The 15,395-nt window shown below is 57.7% G+C and carries 14 protein-coding genes; 6 read left to right on the top strand and 8 right to left on the bottom strand.

The annotated features are described in order from the left end of the window. Positions 1 to 219 precede the first annotated feature (219 nt). Entirely contained in the window at positions 220 to 1,263 is a 1,044-nt protein-coding gene (locus B3Y70_RS08450) for a hypothetical protein (RefSeq protein WP_286893157.1), read from the bottom strand. Between the two features lie 160 nt (positions 1,264 to 1,423). Between B3Y70_RS08450 and B3Y70_RS08445 the strand changes: the two genes are divergently transcribed. Continuing rightward, a complete protein-coding gene (locus tag B3Y70_RS08445; protein WP_288589617.1) occupies positions 1,424 to 2,845 on the top strand; it encodes a sensor domain-containing diguanylate cyclase in 1,422 nt (473 codons plus the stop codon). A gap of 274 nt (positions 2,846 to 3,119) precedes the next feature. Here B3Y70_RS08445 and B3Y70_RS08440 read toward each other — a convergent pair whose 3' ends face one another. Genes B3Y70_RS08440 through B3Y70_RS08425 form a run of 4 tightly spaced genes read right to left on the bottom strand, consistent with a single transcriptional unit; the run spans position 3,120 to position 8,873 of the window. Continuing rightward, positions 3,120 to 3,743 carry a condensin complex protein MksE gene (locus B3Y70_RS08440; RefSeq protein ID WP_286893152.1) on the bottom strand — a complete coding sequence of 208 codons (624 nt, stop codon included), beginning with the start codon at positions 3,741 to 3,743 and terminating at the stop codon, positions 3,120 to 3,122. Further along, on the bottom strand, positions 3,736 to 5,163 hold the full coding sequence (locus B3Y70_RS08435) for a hypothetical protein (protein WP_278350481.1): 1,428 nt from the start codon (positions 5,161 to 5,163) through the stop codon (positions 3,736 to 3,738). The genes B3Y70_RS08440 and B3Y70_RS08435 overlap by 8 nt, the downstream gene beginning before the upstream one ends. Beyond that, entirely contained in the window at positions 5,156 to 8,098 is a 2,943-nt protein-coding gene (locus B3Y70_RS08430) for a hypothetical protein (RefSeq protein ID WP_288589616.1), read from the bottom strand. Before B3Y70_RS08430 ends, B3Y70_RS08435 begins: the two co-directional genes overlap by 8 nt. Beyond that, positions 8,091 to 8,873: a Wadjet anti-phage system protein JetD domain-containing protein gene (locus tag B3Y70_RS08425; RefSeq protein WP_286893146.1), complete on the bottom strand. Its 783-nt coding sequence runs from the start codon at positions 8,871 to 8,873 to the stop codon at positions 8,091 to 8,093. The genes B3Y70_RS08430 and B3Y70_RS08425 overlap by 8 nt, the downstream gene beginning before the upstream one ends. Positions 8,874 to 8,944: 71 nt before the next feature. On the opposite strand from B3Y70_RS08425, the gene B3Y70_RS08420 reads away from it, so the two are divergent. Genes B3Y70_RS08420 through B3Y70_RS08410 form a run of 3 tightly spaced genes read left to right on the top strand, consistent with a single transcriptional unit; the run spans position 8,945 to position 10,106 of the window. Further along, on the top strand, positions 8,945 to 9,166 hold the full coding sequence (locus B3Y70_RS08420; RefSeq protein WP_286893144.1) for a DUF4160 domain-containing protein: 222 nt from the start codon (positions 8,945 to 8,947) through the stop codon (positions 9,164 to 9,166). Positions 9,167 to 9,201: 35 nt separating this feature from the next. Beyond that, entirely contained in the window at positions 9,202 to 9,468 is a 267-nt protein-coding gene (locus B3Y70_RS08415) for a DUF2442 domain-containing protein (RefSeq protein WP_011785982.1), read from the top strand. Next, positions 9,459 to 10,106 (top strand): MBL fold metallo-hydrolase, encoded by a 648-nt coding sequence (locus B3Y70_RS08410; RefSeq protein ID WP_286893141.1) that lies wholly within the window; start codon positions 9,459 to 9,461, stop codon positions 10,104 to 10,106. Before B3Y70_RS08415 ends, B3Y70_RS08410 begins: the two co-directional genes overlap by 10 nt. Positions 10,107 to 10,129: 23 nt before the next feature. Here B3Y70_RS08410 and B3Y70_RS08405 read toward each other — a convergent pair whose 3' ends face one another. Beyond that, entirely contained in the window at positions 10,130 to 11,746 is a 1,617-nt protein-coding gene (locus B3Y70_RS08405; protein ID WP_288589614.1) for a methyl-accepting chemotaxis protein, read from the bottom strand. Positions 11,747 to 12,010: 264 nt separating this feature from the next. Here B3Y70_RS08405 and B3Y70_RS08400 point away from each other — a divergent pair, with 264 nt between their 5' ends. Continuing rightward, positions 12,011 to 12,667, top strand: a complete 657-nt coding sequence (locus B3Y70_RS08400; RefSeq protein WP_288589613.1) for a hypothetical protein — start codon at positions 12,011 to 12,013, stop codon at positions 12,665 to 12,667. A 23-nt stretch (positions 12,668 to 12,690) separates the two neighbouring features. Here the strand turns inward: B3Y70_RS08400 and B3Y70_RS08395 are convergent, their stop codons facing one another. Both B3Y70_RS08395 and B3Y70_RS08390 read right to left on the bottom strand, forming a co-directional pair. After that, a complete protein-coding gene (locus B3Y70_RS08395) occupies positions 12,691 to 13,314 on the bottom strand; it encodes an L-threonylcarbamoyladenylate synthase (protein ID WP_286895813.1) in 624 nt (207 codons plus the stop codon). Beyond that, positions 13,311 to 13,667, bottom strand: coding sequence for a BolA family protein (locus B3Y70_RS08390; RefSeq protein WP_286895810.1), 357 nt, complete (start codon positions 13,665 to 13,667; stop codon positions 13,311 to 13,313). Before B3Y70_RS08390 ends, B3Y70_RS08395 begins: the two co-directional genes overlap by 4 nt. Positions 13,668 to 13,802: 135 nt before the next feature. On the opposite strand from B3Y70_RS08390, the gene B3Y70_RS08385 reads away from it, so the two are divergent. After that, positions 13,803 to 15,395, top strand: a 1,593-nt coding sequence (locus tag B3Y70_RS08385; protein WP_288589612.1) for a DNA topoisomerase 3, incomplete at its 3' end; no start/stop codon positions are given.

Raw genomic sequence — 15,395 nt, 5'->3', positions numbered from 1 at the left:
TCATTTTAATTGGCCATTAACATGCGGCGCTCGGCCTGATACTTGGACTGTTGGTGGCTGGAGGCGTTACGCTCCGGCCTGATCACACACCCTATGTTGCCAAAGCGCGGTCAGCTCTGCGGGAGGGTAAGTATGTGCTGACCGTGCATGCCTCCAGCTCAGAGCAACTCAAGGAAGCCACCACCGTTCCGAAAAACCGGAACGTCCAGTTGGTGCGCACTATCTGAGCCTTCGCCCCCGGAGCCACGTCGTTGGTAGCAACCAGGCCACGGTGGCCAGTAGCCAGCGGACCAGCAACAACAGAGGCAGGAGTACCAGGAACCATCCTGGTATCTGCACCATCCAGGCCGGCACACCCAGTGCCCGGGCAGCGCCGGCGAATACGTCGTTCAGTAAGGCGGGGTGTTTGACAACCACGTAAGCCAGCGCAGCTATGGCCGGCCACTTTGCGTTGCTAACCATCACCGAAGCCATGCGCCCGGCCCGGGCCAATCGGGAAGAATAGGCAGCTGAGCGGGCGGTGACACTGGAGGCTCTTGCGGTACTGGCCGCTGCCCGACCCGCTTTCAGGAATTTCACCGCGCTGCCAATGATCAGCGCGTCTACGGCGGCCCAGCCGACATCGCCCATGCGAATCGGCTGGTCGGTACGGTACCGGGATTCCAGTGTCCGGATGCCACTGGTGAAGAACTGCGTAATGCCCTCTGTAATCCGCTCCGTCCATATCCACTCTATACTATTGCCATCGGTCCCCACCACGAACTGGCCGGTGAAATCCTGCCCTTCTTTATTGGCGAAGTTGACGGCGTACCAGGCTCGCTGCTCCGGAGTCAGGGCTTGCCCGGTGCCTGCCACCCGGTTCACCATTTCAATCGATCCAACCGGGTTCCGATAAAAATGCATCACCGGGGGAATCAGATACTCGCCATGGGCTCGCAGGGCCTGCTGAAATTCCGGTTCTTCGCCAAACAGGTCCATCACAAACCTCGCCCACTCAGGGTATACCTGCAACGCAGCCTGGGCTTTCAGCAACAGCAGACGGTCATCCCGGTAATCAAGCAGCAGCGCCTGCAGGGGCAAGGCTTCGTCCAGCAGCGGTGATTCTGTACCGAATACGTTCTGTGCATGCAGGCGCACCAGCCGTTCTTCAACCGGTTGCGGTTGCAAGCGTACTGACACCAAAACTGCCACAACCAACGCGAAGAGCGCCAGCCACAATATTCGCCGTCTGGGCCGGGAACGGAACAGTGCGGACTCTGTCATTCAGTACTCCTGCAGCAAAACCTCAGTCTACATGGAAAAGCTCCGACATGAAGGCTGACACATGTCAACATCGGTTACAGAAAACAACTCTAGATGGGTATACCCATTGCAAAAAACGGATACCATACCCTTATAACCTCGCTTTCGTCCGACGGCACCTATGGATATCTTCGAGCAGAAACGGCGCATCATCACCACCGCCATTGTTGCGGTTGTCCTCACGGGAATCAGTATCGCCGTGGTGGTCTCAACGCCGCTGATCAATCAGATCCATAGCCAGGCCGCAGGCGCGGCGAGCCAGGTGGCCGATGCCAAGGCCGAGAACGTTCGGGCGGTTTTCGATCAGCATCAGGATCTGGCCCGACAAACCGCCAGCCGCTCTGAACTGGCGCGGGTTATGGGCGAATTCAAGAGTGGAAACCTGGCACTCGCTGTCTTGCGAACCTTTTCTCGCCCCAGACTTGAAGATGCCGCAAAAAGCATCGATAACCTTGCCGCAATCATTCGATTTGATGCCAGTCGTGACGAAGTCGTGCGCGCCGGGCCCCTGAACGATCAACTACCTGCTGACATGCCTATGCCATCCGGGCTTGATATTCAGTCCTACCCGGTAGGGGCGGATAATGAAGCGAGGCCGTTACTGCACGCCATCGCTCCGATACGCGTGGACGAGCAGATTGTTGGCTATGACCTTCTGCTGTTCGACCTCTCCCCACTGACTACCGCGTTTCGCGTGGATGCGGAATCCAGTCTTTGCCTGGTGGATGTAGAGAGAACACGGAGACTGATCTGGGCCGAGGGCAGTCACCAGTTTCAACTGACAACGCCCAAAACACTTCGCAATACAAACCTGATGGCATTTATCGACAGTGATAGATGCAAGAAGATAGACAGGGAAGAAATCCACCGGCATCTGGTCGCGGAAAATGCCTGGCAAGGCGAGGTCTGGCTGACCGGGCCAGAGAATGTTCCGTTTCCCAACCTGCTGACGGTTTCTCCGGTACGCAATGCCCGGGGACAAATCCAGCAGCTGATCCTGACTTTCAGCGATATTACGGCGCGGGTGCAGGCGGAAAAACAGATGTTCCGGCTGGCACATTTCGACAAACTCACTGGCCTGCCGAATCGAACGGCCCTGGAAACCCACCTGGAACAAGCCATTGAGCAGGCCCGGCGCCAGCATCATCACTTCGCCCTGATGTTCCTGGATCTGGACAAATTCAAACCGGTAAACGATACCATGGGCCACCAGGCTGGCGATGACCTGCTAAGGAATGTTGCAAGAAGGCTCAAGCACAGTATTCGGGCCAATGATGTGGTGGGACGCCAGGGTGGTGATGAGTTCGTGATCATAACCGGGCCATTAACCAACGATGCCGATGCCCAACCCATTGCTCGCAAAATGATCCAGGTGCTGAATGAGCCGTTTCACATTCAGGGCCAGACTGTACACATTGGTGCCTCGGTGGGAATCGCCTTGTACCCGGACAACGGCCAGACCGCTGAGCTTCTACTGGCCACCGCCGACAAGGCCATGTATTCCGTGAAAACCAGCGGCCGGAACAACCTGGCGTTTGCCTGAGCGGCAGCGAGTGTCCCGTCTGGCTAATTCCTTAATCTACTGCTTGCCTCTGAGGACTCTGACCAAGGCGCCAGTCTGCAGATGTGGTGGTTCCACATCAAGGACTGGCAACACAGGGCTCAGGGTCCTCAGAGACAAGCCCTCCGGGAGCTTCTGAAAAGCCGAAGAACGTCGTTCTGCTGGCTAGATTTGGAACCACCAAACCTTCACCAGCACGCCTAGCTCTTCGGCTTTTCAGAAGCTCAGTAGGTTAAGGAATTAGCCAGACGGGACACTAACTCTGCTCGTACTCCTGCACCAGCTGGCTCAGAAAATAATTGCCGGCAGAACTGAGGAAATAGCGGCCCGCGCCGGAGCGGAACACCAGGTTCCGCTTTTCCAGGTAATCCAGCGCTTCACTCAGGCCTTTCTCGAAACGGGCGGCCCGAAGGATATCCTGATACTCCTCATCCGCCCCCAGGTTGGCCAGATCCTGTTCGTTTAAACCGGCTTCCGGTCGCCCCAGATAATCGAGGTCCCGCCCGCTTCGGGCAAAGTAACGGCCGATCAAAAGCAATACCACCTGCACCCGGAAGGCATTTTCGTCGTGCTCTTCGCTTTCATCGTCGCTGCTTTCTTTCAGGAAGAAAAACGCGCCGGTTTCGTTGAACACCAGTTCGCTGCCCAGGTGTTCATAGAAGGTGCGGAAATGCGAAAGATGATTGTATAGCAGGTTGTATAACGGATTGGCCCGCAGTTCGGAACGGTTGGCATCCCATACATCCCGAACGATCACGCGGCCAGCCTGGAATTCCCGGTAGATAGCAGCACTGTGAGCCGGCAGGATCTGCTCAAAGCTGCTGGCTTGTGGTTCGTTCAGGTTGTTTTCTGCATCCCGGGTTTCTACGAAATCAGGCATGTTCTGGCTCTTGTTCGGTGTGGGTCGTAGTGGTTTCTAGGCGGCGTTTTCGGTAAACAAACTGCTCGCTGTCCGGCGCCTGTTCCAGGGTGCGGAAGCGGTTGGTCGTCGTCACCTGCATACCCTCGGGCGGAGAATTAACCAGCCGGTTCAATGCCGCCAGCAGGTCCGGGAAGCGATAGCCCGGAATAAAACCGTCCAGCCGACCATGAAGCTCCCGTACCAGGTCCGCCGTGGGCCGTAGTTCCAGCGTTTCCAGCCACTGGTACAGCTGGTTGATGCGCTGAACGTTGATGCGGCTTTCGCGGCCGCTGCCGTCTACTTGCTCCAGCACTGGCACGTCCGCTTTCCGGCGCAAATCGCTCAGGCGCAGCTCCAGTTCACTGAACAGCAACTGGTAATAGCTGGACGACTGGCCGAAGGCGTAGTGCTTGGGCCGCTGCTGTGCCCGCAGGCCTACCAGGAACCCGGTGCTGCGGGCAAAGTCGCCGCCTTCCAGCCATTTACGACGAAGGCTCAGGGTTTCGGTGTCGTCCTTCAGCGCGCGCAGCTTGCCGTAGAAATGCTCCATGGCGTTGTACTGGGCCATGCCCCGGCGAGTTTTGCGCAGGAAGTGTTCCACCTCCTGGGCGACGGCCTGGATGGGCTTGTACAGGGCGTTCAGGCTGATAGACGAACGGAACAACTGATCCGCCAGGCTGTGGTCGTCATGGCTCTCCAGCAGCCGCACCATGGCTTCCAGGGTTTCGAACAGGTTGCTGCCATCTGGCAGGCGGGTGTCCGGGTTCAGGAACACCAGCGTGGGCTTGATGTGGCGCTCATACAGAGTGACGATCTGCTCGAACAGGTTCTGGCGGAACTCCAGGTATTTCTCCGGCGCCCGGCTGGCGTCGCCGGACAGATCCGCCAGCTGGGCGCTGATGGTCTGCATGCGCAGCACGTTCTGGCGCAGCAGGCCGATCAGTTGGCTGACACGCTCGTTCAGGTCGTCCCGAAGTTCGGTGTAATCCGGATCGGCTTCGCTGAAGCTGCTGATTTCCAGGCGGTTGCGCACGTCCCGCAGGGTCACCAGGTGGCCCCGCAGGCGGGCGTCGGTCAGTTCCTGATAGAGCGAGGCGTTGCAGGCCCGCATCAGGTTGATCAGGGCATCCTGGAACACCAGCCGGCGCTCGCCATCGGCTTTGATAATGTCGATGATCAAGCCACTGCGGAACAGGTTGTCGGTGTTCATGGCCAGCCGCACCCGTTCCCGGTCGGCCTTGCCCAGGCTGCGGGTGTAGTCCATCACTTCAGCCACCAGATCGCTTTCGCGGATGAACCGGGCCTCGTTGCGGTCCATGCGCTCGATCATCCGGAACAGGATCTTCGGGTGTTCGAACAGCAGCCGGGTGGTGTCCAGGGTGCTGAAGCGTTTACTCATCCGCAGGCTCCAGCAGGCTGTTCTGGGTCTGGTCTGCCCAGTGGCTCAGGGATTCGCCGTTGGTAAAGCCTTCCGCGCCGCCCCAGAACACCAGGGTGCGTTCCTTGCTGTAGGGCCGCGCGGTGCGCATCTGCCCCACTTCCAGGTGCCGGCCAATCAGGTAGATCACTTCGGCGCTGGCGCTGTGGGTGGCGGCGGAAAACAGGTTGAAGCCCTGTTTGCGGAGCCTCTCCAGCAGCGACGGCATCTGGCTGATGTCCACGCTCGCCAGCTCATCCAGCACCATGGGGAACGACAGCTGAACTCCGGGGTATAGCACCCGCTTGAGCAATCGGTACACCAGTTCCAGGTTGATCAGCGCGGTAGTGGAGGTGGACTGGCCCTTCTTGTCCAGGTTGGCGGCGTTTTCCTTGCGGGTGCGGTAGGAAATGCCGGTGATCACCTTGTCCATGGTCAAGCGCTTGCTACCGTCCTGCTCCCCGAAAAAGTCCGCCACGAACACCCGCAGGCGGTCGTAGAAGGCGTCGGACTGCAGCTGGTTGCCGTAGGGGTCGATGTTGTTGGCTTCTTCCACCAGGTTGCGGAATTTCGGGTCGGTGTGGATGTCCACCCGGATTTCCACCAGGTCGTTGATGCGCACACCGTCCAGTTCCCGATTGAGCTGGGCCTCAAACCGTGCAATGTGTTCGTGGTTGGATTTCAGGGCCTGACGATAACTGGCCACAGTTTCGTTATGGATGCCAACTTGCTGCTCCAGCACACTCCAACGCTCGGCCATGCCGGCGAACAGGTCTGAAAGGCTCTTGAAGGTGCTTCGGATAACAGACGATGTCGGGCTGTCTTTCTGCAGTTCGCCGTCGCTGTCTTCGTGGATACCCAGGTACACAAACTGGCGCAGGTGGTCGAGGATATTGCGGCGGCGCTCTTCCAGGTCGTCCAGTTGGGTTTGCAGGTCATCAAACGCGGCGGCAGATACCTGCTCGATGCCTAACGGTTGTTCTGCCTGCACCGCTTTCAGATGCGGGAAACGATGCTCTACGGTGCCCACGCTTTTGCTCAGCGCAGCCAGTTCCCGCTCCCGGTCTTCAATACGCTCTTTCTCAGCCCTGGCCCTGGCAGCTTTCTGCTGTAGCGCGTCCTGCTTTTCCTGCTCCAGCCGGGCCTGTTCCTCCAGCTTGGCTAACTGCTCCTCGGCTGCCTGCTTTTCTTCGGTGGCGTCTTTCAGGGTCGTGGCCGCAGCCGGATAGCGCTGGAGCGTTTCCAGATCTTTCTCGATAGACCGGATTTCCTTCTCCGTGCGCTCAATCAGCTGAGGTCGGTCATGTTCCTGGTTGGAGGTGTCGGCCAGCTCTGAACGTTCTTTCTCCAGGCCGTGCAGCTCACCTTCAATATGATGGCGTTGCTCGGCAAAGTTGGTGTGCCGGGCCGGCTGGCTCTGGTACTCAGTATCAAACCAGTCAAAGCCGCGATCGTTGGGGGCAAACAAGCGAGCGAAGGCTTCAATGGTGGCTTTGCTATCGGCATCCAGATCCTGGCCGGGGCTCGCCATCATCAGCCGGGGATCAACCGCCCGCAATGGCGCGGCGGTGGCTTCGTCCAGCTGGTTCTGCAGCTGCCACTGCTGTTTGCTTTCCCGGTCTTTCAGAGTATCCAGCTTGCGCTCCAGCTCCTGCTTCTTGCGCTGAATCTGCTCCAGTCGGATCTCCGCCTGGGCGGCGCTTTTCAGGGCAGCAAGGTGGCCTTTCTTGCTTTCCAGTTCTTCGGTCTGGATCTCGGCAATTTCCTGCAGGGTCATGTCGCCATACTGCGAGATCAGCAGCTCACCGTCTTTCTGGCTCTGTTCGGCCTGCTTGATACGCCGATCTGCGGAGCGAATCTCGCCCTTCAAACCGCTGGCATCCTGCTCCAGTTTTTTCAGGGTTTGCAGCACGTGGCGCAGAGTTTCGTTCTGTTCGTTATACGCCTCCAGCGCTACCCGGCGTTTGGCAGCAATATCAGCCAAGGCGTTGGTCACCCCGTCCCGGAAGGCGGCGAACTCGTGCTGGCTGCGCAGCAGATTCTGGTAGGCCTGGTAGTCCCGGTTCAGCTTCTCAAACCTTGGTCGCTCCTTCTCGATTCGGTTGAGCTGGCTTTGCTGCTGTTTCAGTTGGTCGTGGCGGTTCAGGAAATCGTCGATGTTGAAATCAAAGGCGTCATCGGCGAACTTCTTGTCCGCCTCGATGATGCTGGCCACCGCATTGGCCATGGCCTGGTCGTCGGCTTTCATCTCGAACAGCAGCAGAATCAGGGTGCGCAGGGACTGCACCCGGCGCTCATCCGATTCCCCCAGCGGCAATACAGAATAGCGAACCGCGTCGGCGTTCATCAGCTCACTGCTGTAGAGCATGGATTTGAGTTTGGCCGGGTCGCTGACCAGTTTCGTGTCTTTGGAGAGCTTTTTCAGGGCTTCCGACAACCGGCTGAACGACAGCTCCGGCACAGCCTGGCCAATGCCGTCTTCATCGTCGCCGTCCCAGAACAGCGGCCGTAGCTGGTCGTAACTTACCGGTACAAAGGCACGGCCATAGCTGAGCTGACTGGCGTTGTCCCGGTACAGAATCTGGCAGTGGGTGCCGGCCGGGTTCTCCGCTTCCATGATCAGGAAACTGAACTGACTGGGGAAATAGTGCTGGTAGCTTTCCTCGTTGGTGTAGAAGCTGCCGGCGCTGGCGTTTCGGAAGGCAAATTTCTTGCGGCTGTTCTTGAAGTTGTTTTCCGGCAACAGGAACAGGCGCAGGCTGTTCAAAAGGCTGGACTTGCCCAGGTTGCCCGGCCCCAGAATCAGGCCGTGGTTGTCCACCGGAATTTCCACGTAACAGAAGCCGGCGGAATCCACCAACACCAGGCGGCGAATGCCGAAGTTAAAGGTGCTCGCGCTCGCCTGTGAATCACTCATCCAGAATCATCTCCTGCTCCATGAATTTGCCGGTGGCCCGGAAGGCCTGCGCCAGCGACACAAACCCCAGATCTTCCGCCAGCGACAGGGCCTTTGTAAACCTTTCGGTGGCGTCCGGGGTTTTGCGGAAACGGCTCAGCCAAGGTTGCCAGTCAGCCGGCTGCAGATAGCAGGCCTTGTCGCCCAGTGCCGATCGCACCGATGAAAACATCTGCAGGCCGCCGGCATCGTAATCAAAGGCGCAGAGCACCTCATCGTAACCGGTCAGCCAGTTCAAATCCGCAGTACCGGTAATCCGATTGCCGCCACCGAGCACGACATCGCTGTTTGTGAGATCAACTGTCTGGCCCAGGCAGTCACCGGCAAAGGCCAGCATCTGGCGGTAGTAATAGAAATTTCGCTCGTTCTCCACCACCAGCACCCGGGGCGCTGGCCGAAAACCGATATCCACCGAATCTCCGGTAATCACCACCGAATCCGGCCGGTTGCCTGTCAGGGCGTGATGATACACCAGCAGAAAACTCACATCGGTGCCGTGGCGGTGGGAATCGCCCTTCTTCGCCGCATCTACTCTGCTAACGGGCGAAGCGGCCTGTTGCTGCAGCGCCGCAAATGCAACTTCATCAAGGATAGTTACCCGCCAGCGACTAACGCCAACTTTCTCAGTGGCGAAAAGTTCCCGATGCCGCCGGCGCAAGGCATCCGGCAGTTTTTTCAGAAAGGCCTCGTAGTTGATCGCCTGGCCCTTAAGGATTTTCGGGAGGTAGTTCTTCAATAGCTCACCTGTTCGCAGATTGTTATTATCGGTCTACCAAAATATGACACCTTATGAGCCACGGAGGGCCCATGCCAACCATCAGTGAATTCTTCGGCATTCTGATACGGATGTATTACGATGACCATAATCCTCCCCATTTTCACGCTTATTATGGGGAACACGAGGCCATCATTCTGATCGAAACGCTGGAGATTGTTGAGGGCAAACTGCCCAAAAGAGCCAAAGCGATGGTTATCGAATGGGCCTTTGAACACCGGCAGGACCTTATCGCAGACTGGCGCCTTGCCTAGCTGCACCAGCCACTGAAGAAGATAGAGCCATTGGAATGAACAGCATGCCCAGAGTCACCCATGTGGAAGCCAAGGCCGATTACGTACTGGCCGTCACCTTCGATGATGGTACTCACGGCGAGATCAGCCTTGCAGATCGTTTGTTTGGCCCGATGTTCGAGCCCCTGAAAGACCCGGCATTCTTTGCTCAAGCAAAGGTTGATGAGTTCGGAGCCATCTGCTGGCCCAATGAAGCAGACATTGCCCCGGATGCTCTCTACCGCAAAATCAAATCTGAACAAACTGGAACAGTATGTCGCTGAAGTACAAGATCGTACCCGTCACCCCCTTTGAACAAAACTGCACCCTGCTCTGGTGTACCGAAACCCACAAAGCAGCGGTGGTGGACCCTGGCGGGGACCTGGATCGCATTCTGGCGGCAGCCGAGGACGAAGGCGTGATTCTGGAGAAGATCCTGCTCACCCACGCCCACATAGATCACGCCGGCGGCACGGCGGAGCTGGCCAAATCCGCGGGGCTGCCAATTGAAGGCCCACACAAGGACGACAACTTCTGGATTCAGGGCCTGGCCATGCAGGCACAGATGTTCGGGTTTCCGGCGCCGGAGGTGTTCACGCCCAATCGCTGGCTGGAAGACGGCGACACCGTCACCGTGGGCAATGAAACCCTGGAAGTACTGCACACGCCGGGCCACACCCCAGGCCATGTGGTATTTTTCCATCGAGGCTCAAAACTGGCCCAGGTAGGTGACGTGCTGTTCAATGGTTCCATTGGCCGCACGGATTTCCCGAAAGGCGATTACAACACCCTGATTCACTCCATCCGGGAAAAGCTGTTCCCTCTGGGGGATGACGTGAACTTCATCTGTGGCCACGGGCCCATGTCTACGTTCGGCCAGGAACGAGCCACCAATCCGTTTGTGTCTGATCACCGGGGCTGAACGCCCCGGTAAAATCGCCCACTTCAGCTCTGGGACAGGCGGAACTGCTCGATGGTTTTGCGCAGGGTTTCCGCCATGGCCAGCAGATCCCCTGCAATCCGCGCGGTCTCCTGGGCATCGCTGGAAGTCTGCTCGGCAGAGCGGCTGATCTCAATCACGTTCTGATTGATGGAGTCAGACACCTCACTCTGCTCGTTAGCCGCACTTTCCATTTCTTCATTCAGGCCAGTGATTTCACGCACGGCTGCAGCAATGGTTTGCAGCTCGGTTTCCACTTTCAGAATTGAATCCACCTGGTGCTGGGCGAGTTCCGAGGCATGGCGCATGGTACCGACACAATCCACCACCTCTTTCTTCAGTCCCTCAATGGTGTGGCGAATCTCCTCAGTAGACGCCTGAGTGCGCGAGGCAAGCGCCCGGACCTCGTCCGCGACCACAGCAAAGCCCCGGCCCTGCTCACCGGCTCTGGCCGCTTCAATCGCCGCGTTCAGGGCCAGCAGGTTGGTCTGGTCTGCAATCTCGGAAATCAACTCCAGCCGTGAGGCCATTTCCGTGGTCCGTTGATCCAGCTGCTCAATTCGCTGGGCTCCGTTCTGCACTTCTGCATTCAGAGACTCAATACCCTTCACGGCATTTCGCACCAGATTCTCCCCGGTTTCTGCAGATTTGGCGGTATCAGCAGATTTCCGTGCGGTGGTCACCGCATTCTCGCGAACCTGCACGGCGGAAGCCGCCATCTCAGTGGTCGCACTGGCCACCTGGTCGGTGTTTTCTTTCTGGGCAAGAACTTCCCTTTCTGTGGTCTCTGCTTTACCGGCAATGGTACGGGCCGCCGCTTCCACCTGCTCTGCGCTATCCATCACGGTATGCATGCTGGCGCGAATCTTTGCAACCATCCGATTGAAAGCACGGGAGACCGAGCCGATCTCGTCGTTTCGGGTTACGTCCAGTTCAATGGAGAGATCCGAATTACGGGAAATTTCATCCATTCGGTCGTGCAGCCGACGCAAGCGGGAAAACACCAGCCGCCCCAATACCACGGCAGTCAGTATGAAAATAACCACAAAGATCAGAATCTGAATACCGCCACTCACCATCAACTGCTGCTGCAGGCGCGCGTCACTTTTCGCCAGAGAATAGTCGACTCGAATAGCGCCAAGCACGTCCCCTTCCTGGGCCTGGTGACAGCCGAGGCAGTTCACGCCCTGATAGTTTTCGCTGGCAATGACCGGCTCGATCAGCGTGTAGACACGACCCGCGTCGTTCTCGGAATAGTGTTCTACCCGCTCACCATCCAACGCTTTCATGTCCAGTGGCTCACGGCGTTGTTCGGCGGCATTCCCTGCACCGTACATGGCATTCAGCTGATCGCTGCGGATCACCCGGACATCCAGTACGTCCTCGGGAGCCATCACCTTCTCCCGCAGAACATCGCGGTTATTAATGGTACCTGTCACCATCATGGTGTTCAGGCCATCGAAAAAGGACTTTGCCAGACCGTCCACATATTTGTGGCTGTACTCTTCGAGGTGGGCTCGCTGGGACTGGGCGCTGTAAACAACCGTAAACACGAGAATGACGGTGAAAGCCGCTGCCAGTGCTGCCAGCAACAGAAAACGGATTGAGTATTGTTTTTTCATGTGACCCCGACAACGGAAGATGATCTGGACATCCAAGAGTAATGACGGCGAATTGGCGCATAACTTTATAGATATGAATCAATTTTTTTATGACGCAGATCATCCCGACGCCCGCTCTATGACATTCGTTGCAATGTTTTACATTCATCGCGGCGCCTCCGGACCACGAGGCAAGTCAGGTTGGCCCGAAACCTGCTAGGTCTGATGCATCACGGGCTAATTCCGATATATCCGGCAGAGATTTTCCGTTCAGGGGAGATAACCATGTCATTGCTGACATCACTATTACAGGCCAGCACGCGTTTTCAGCAAGCCATGGACAACCGTGCGCCGCGCACTGACGCACCCGCCGGTAAAACCAATGAAGGCGCCGCCGCAGGTGAGCCCCAGAGCAGCAACGACGACCGATTCACACCATCCCAGAGGCAGGATCGCAACCCGGCCAGTCAGAAAACCCGGCAACTGCCACTGACCCAGTACAAACAGACGGTTGCCCAGGATTTGTCCTACGTTCGAGAAACCCTGCGGCACAAACTTGCCGAGTACAACGTGCACCCGGCAACCGCATTGAGCGTAAGCAAAACCGAGCAAGGCAGTATTCAGCTGGACGGTAAAATACCCGACCAGGTGCGGGAGAAAATACAACAGGATCTCAACAACAACCGGGGCTTTGGAGAGGCGCTGAGCCGCTTGAGTGTGACCGAACCCACCCTGCATTTCATGGATAACGCACTCAAGCTCAATCAGGCTTATGGGGTGAACAATTCCCTGCTGGATTCACTGCTCAGCGAGAACCAGCAGTTCAACGGGCTGCAAGACGTCATTCACCGCTACGACAGCCTTCGCCGCACCGCAACGCCCGCCGAGGCTGGTATTTCGGCACACCAACGCTACGCCTTCAGCCTGAACACCCGGGCCTGAAGCCCGGGTTCAAAGCAGCGATTTCACACCTGAAACGGCGCCGGATCGCCCTTGCCCACCCGCGTAACTTCGGGCACATCACCGGTAAAGTTAACCACCGTGGTGGCTTCCATACCGCAGAAGCCGCCATCGATAATCAGATCGAGCTCATGCCCGAGGATCTCGCGGATGTCGTAAGGGTCGGTCAACGGTTCGGTTTCGCCCGGCAGAATCAGGGTGCTGCTCATAATCGGCTCACCCAGCTCACCCAGCAACTCCCGGACTATCTCATTGTCCGGAACCCGGATACCGATAGATCGACGCTTGGGATGCAACAAACGGCGAGGCACCTCGCTGGTCGCGTCCAGAATGAAAGTGTACGGGCCCGGGGTAAAATTCTTCAGCAACCGGTATTGGGTATTGTCCACCTTGGCATAAACCCCGATGTCTGACAGGTCACGACACACCAGGGTGAAGTTGTGCTTGTCGTCCAGGCGCCGAATCCGCTTGATACGGTCTGCCGCCTGCTTGTCACCAAGGTGACAGCCCAGGGCGTAACCTGAATCGGTGGGATACACAATCACCCCACCCTTGCGCAAAATCTCCACCGCCTGTTTGATCAAACGTTTTTGCGGTGTTTCCGGGTGAATCTGGAAAAACTGGCTCATCCATTAGCTCCTTGTTGAAGCTTCTTGTCCATTGCCGAATCGCCTTTCGAGCCACCCATACAGTTGGGTGAATCCGGAGACGCCTGACCACTGGCCTGCCACTCTTCCGGCGTATACAGGTGCAACGCCAGAGCATGCACCGGGCCCGCCAGCTCATCGGCCAGAACCTTGTAGATCGCCTGATGACGCCGCACCTTCATCTGGCCCTCAAAATCCGCCGACACCAGCGTTACTTTGAAATGGGTTTCAGAATTGGGTGGCACCGAATGCATATGGCTCTCGTTTTCCACCGAAATCAGGCTGGCATCAAAGCCATTGGCCAGCTTCTCTTCAATGCTTTTCTGTACTTTCATCGTTCACTAACTCCTTCATAGCCGCCTACACCAATTCTTCCAGTCTACTACAGTAAGCCGCGGAAGCCCGAAGGCCTTGACACAAAAGCCCCAAAGCGACACATTCCTCTGCCAGCAATCAACCCCCAGATAGCCATGCACCTGTACATCGCTGAAAAGCCAAGCCTGGCCCGAGCCATCGCCGCCGCACTTCCCGGCCCCCACGAAAAAGGCCAGGGCTGGATACGATGCGGTAAAGGGCCGGATGCTGCCACGGTAAGCTGGTGCATTGGCCACCTGCTGGAGCCCGCCGAGCCGGCCCGCTATAACCCGGCCTGGAAGAAATGGCGGATAGAAGACCTGCCCATGTTCCCGGAGCCCTGGCAACTGGTGCCCAAAGACAGCGTGCGCCAGCAATTCAAAGTGCTCGAAGCTCTGATTCGCAAGGCCGACCTGATTACCCACGCCGGAGATCCAGACCGTGAAGGCCAGCTACTGGTCGACGAAGTCCTGCGCTATCTCGGCGCCAGGGCACCGGTGAAACGGGTATTGATTAACGACCTCACCCCCAGGGCGGTAGCCCGCGCCATCCAAAACCCCAGAGACAACCGGGAATTCCGTCCACTGTCCCATTCCGCCCTGGCGAGACAACGGGCCGACTGGCTCTACGGCATCAATCTCACCCGATTCTATACCCTCAGCTATCAAACCCAGGGGGAACAGGGTGTCTACTCCGTGGGCCGGGTGCAAACCCCGGTGCTTGGCCTGGTAGTGGATCGCGACAACACCATCGAGCACTTCCAGCCCAAGCCCTGGTACCGGGTCGAAGCCACCTTCCAGGCCAGCGAGCCGGAGGCCGACCAGCGACCGTTCATTGCTCGCTGGTTACCCGGTGACGAATTTCAGGATCATCTGGATGAAGAAAACCGGCTGCTGGACAAGTCGGTAGCCGAGCAGATTGTCGCCGCCATCAGCGGTCGACCCGGCAGAATTGATGAAGCCCGGTTTCGCGATCGCCCGGAACCGTCGCCGTTACCTCTGTCGCTGTCTGCACTCCAGATAGAGGCTGGACGACTATACCGGATGGGCGCGAAAGACGTGCTCGACACCGCCCAAAACCTGTACGAACGCCATCAACTGATTACCTACCCAAGGTCAGACAGCCGCTACCTGCCAGAGGAGCATTTCAGCCAACGGGAGGCGGTGATTCGTGCCATCGCCCGTGTCGCCCCGGATTTGTCCGGATTCTGCGAGAAGACCGGGACAGAGCGCCGCTCTGCCGCCTGGAATGACAAAAAAGTGGATGCTCACCACGCTATTATTCCAACAGTGCGGCCCACGCCTAATGGCAAGCTGTCGTCGGCAGAACAGAAAATCTACGATTTGATCAGCCGATTTTATCTGATGCAGTTTGCACCGGATGCCGTACATCGGGAAGGCCGGCTGACAGTCGCTGTTCAGGAACATCGCTTTCGCGCCACCGAGACGGCCATCGTCGAGCCAGGCTGGAAAACGCTGGAAATCCGCAAGCGGGAACCCGGGCAGGAGCCTGAAAAAGCACCATTGCCCAGACTGGACAAAGATGAACCGGTGCTTTGCAACGAGGCCCACGCCAGCGAGCGCAAAACCCAGCCGCCACAGTACTTCACCGATGCCACGCTGCTATCGGCCATGACCAATATTGCCCGCTTTGTCGCCGACAACGAGCTGAGAAAAACACTGCGTGAAACCGATGGCCTTGGCACCGAA

It is taken from the genome of Marinobacter sp. UBA5687, assembly GCF_002420325.1.
GTDB classification, from domain to species: Bacteria; Pseudomonadota; Gammaproteobacteria; order Pseudomonadales; family Oleiphilaceae; genus Marinobacter; species Marinobacter nauticus.
The sequence above is the reverse complement of the archived record's forward strand: the minus strand, read 5'-3'. Positions and strand labels throughout refer to the sequence as shown.

Coding starts and splice junctions, on each gene's coding strand:
- B3Y70_RS08450 (WP_286893157.1), bottom strand. CDS start 1,263: ATGACAGAGTCCGCACTGTTCCGTTCCCGGCCCAGACGGCGAATATTG.
- B3Y70_RS08445 (WP_288589617.1), top strand. CDS start 1,424: ATGGATATCTTCGAGCAGAAACGGCGCATCATCACCACCGCCATTGTT.
- B3Y70_RS08440 (WP_286893152.1), bottom strand. CDS start 3,743: ATGCCTGATTTCGTAGAAACCCGGGATGCAGAAAACAACCTGAACGAA.
- B3Y70_RS08435 (WP_278350481.1), bottom strand. CDS start 5,163: ATGAGTAAACGCTTCAGCACCCTGGACACCACCCGGCTGCTGTTCGAA.
- B3Y70_RS08430 (WP_288589616.1), bottom strand. CDS start 8,098: ATGAGTGATTCACAGGCGAGCGCGAGCACCTTTAACTTCGGCATTCGC.
- B3Y70_RS08420 (WP_286893144.1), top strand. CDS start 8,945: ATGCCAACCATCAGTGAATTCTTCGGCATTCTGATACGGATGTATTAC.
- B3Y70_RS08415 (WP_011785982.1), top strand. CDS start 9,202: ATGAACAGCATGCCCAGAGTCACCCATGTGGAAGCCAAGGCCGATTAC.
- B3Y70_RS08410 (WP_286893141.1), top strand. CDS start 9,459: ATGTCGCTGAAGTACAAGATCGTACCCGTCACCCCCTTTGAACAAAAC.
- B3Y70_RS08405 (WP_288589614.1), bottom strand. CDS start 11,746: ATGAAAAAACAATACTCAATCCGTTTTCTGTTGCTGGCAGCACTGGCA.
- B3Y70_RS08400 (WP_288589613.1), top strand. CDS start 12,011: ATGTCATTGCTGACATCACTATTACAGGCCAGCACGCGTTTTCAGCAA.
- B3Y70_RS08395 (WP_286895813.1), bottom strand. CDS start 13,314: ATGAGCCAGTTTTTCCAGATTCACCCGGAAACACCGCAAAAACGTTTG.
- B3Y70_RS08390 (WP_286895810.1), bottom strand. CDS start 13,667: ATGAAAGTACAGAAAAGCATTGAAGAGAAGCTGGCCAATGGCTTTGAT.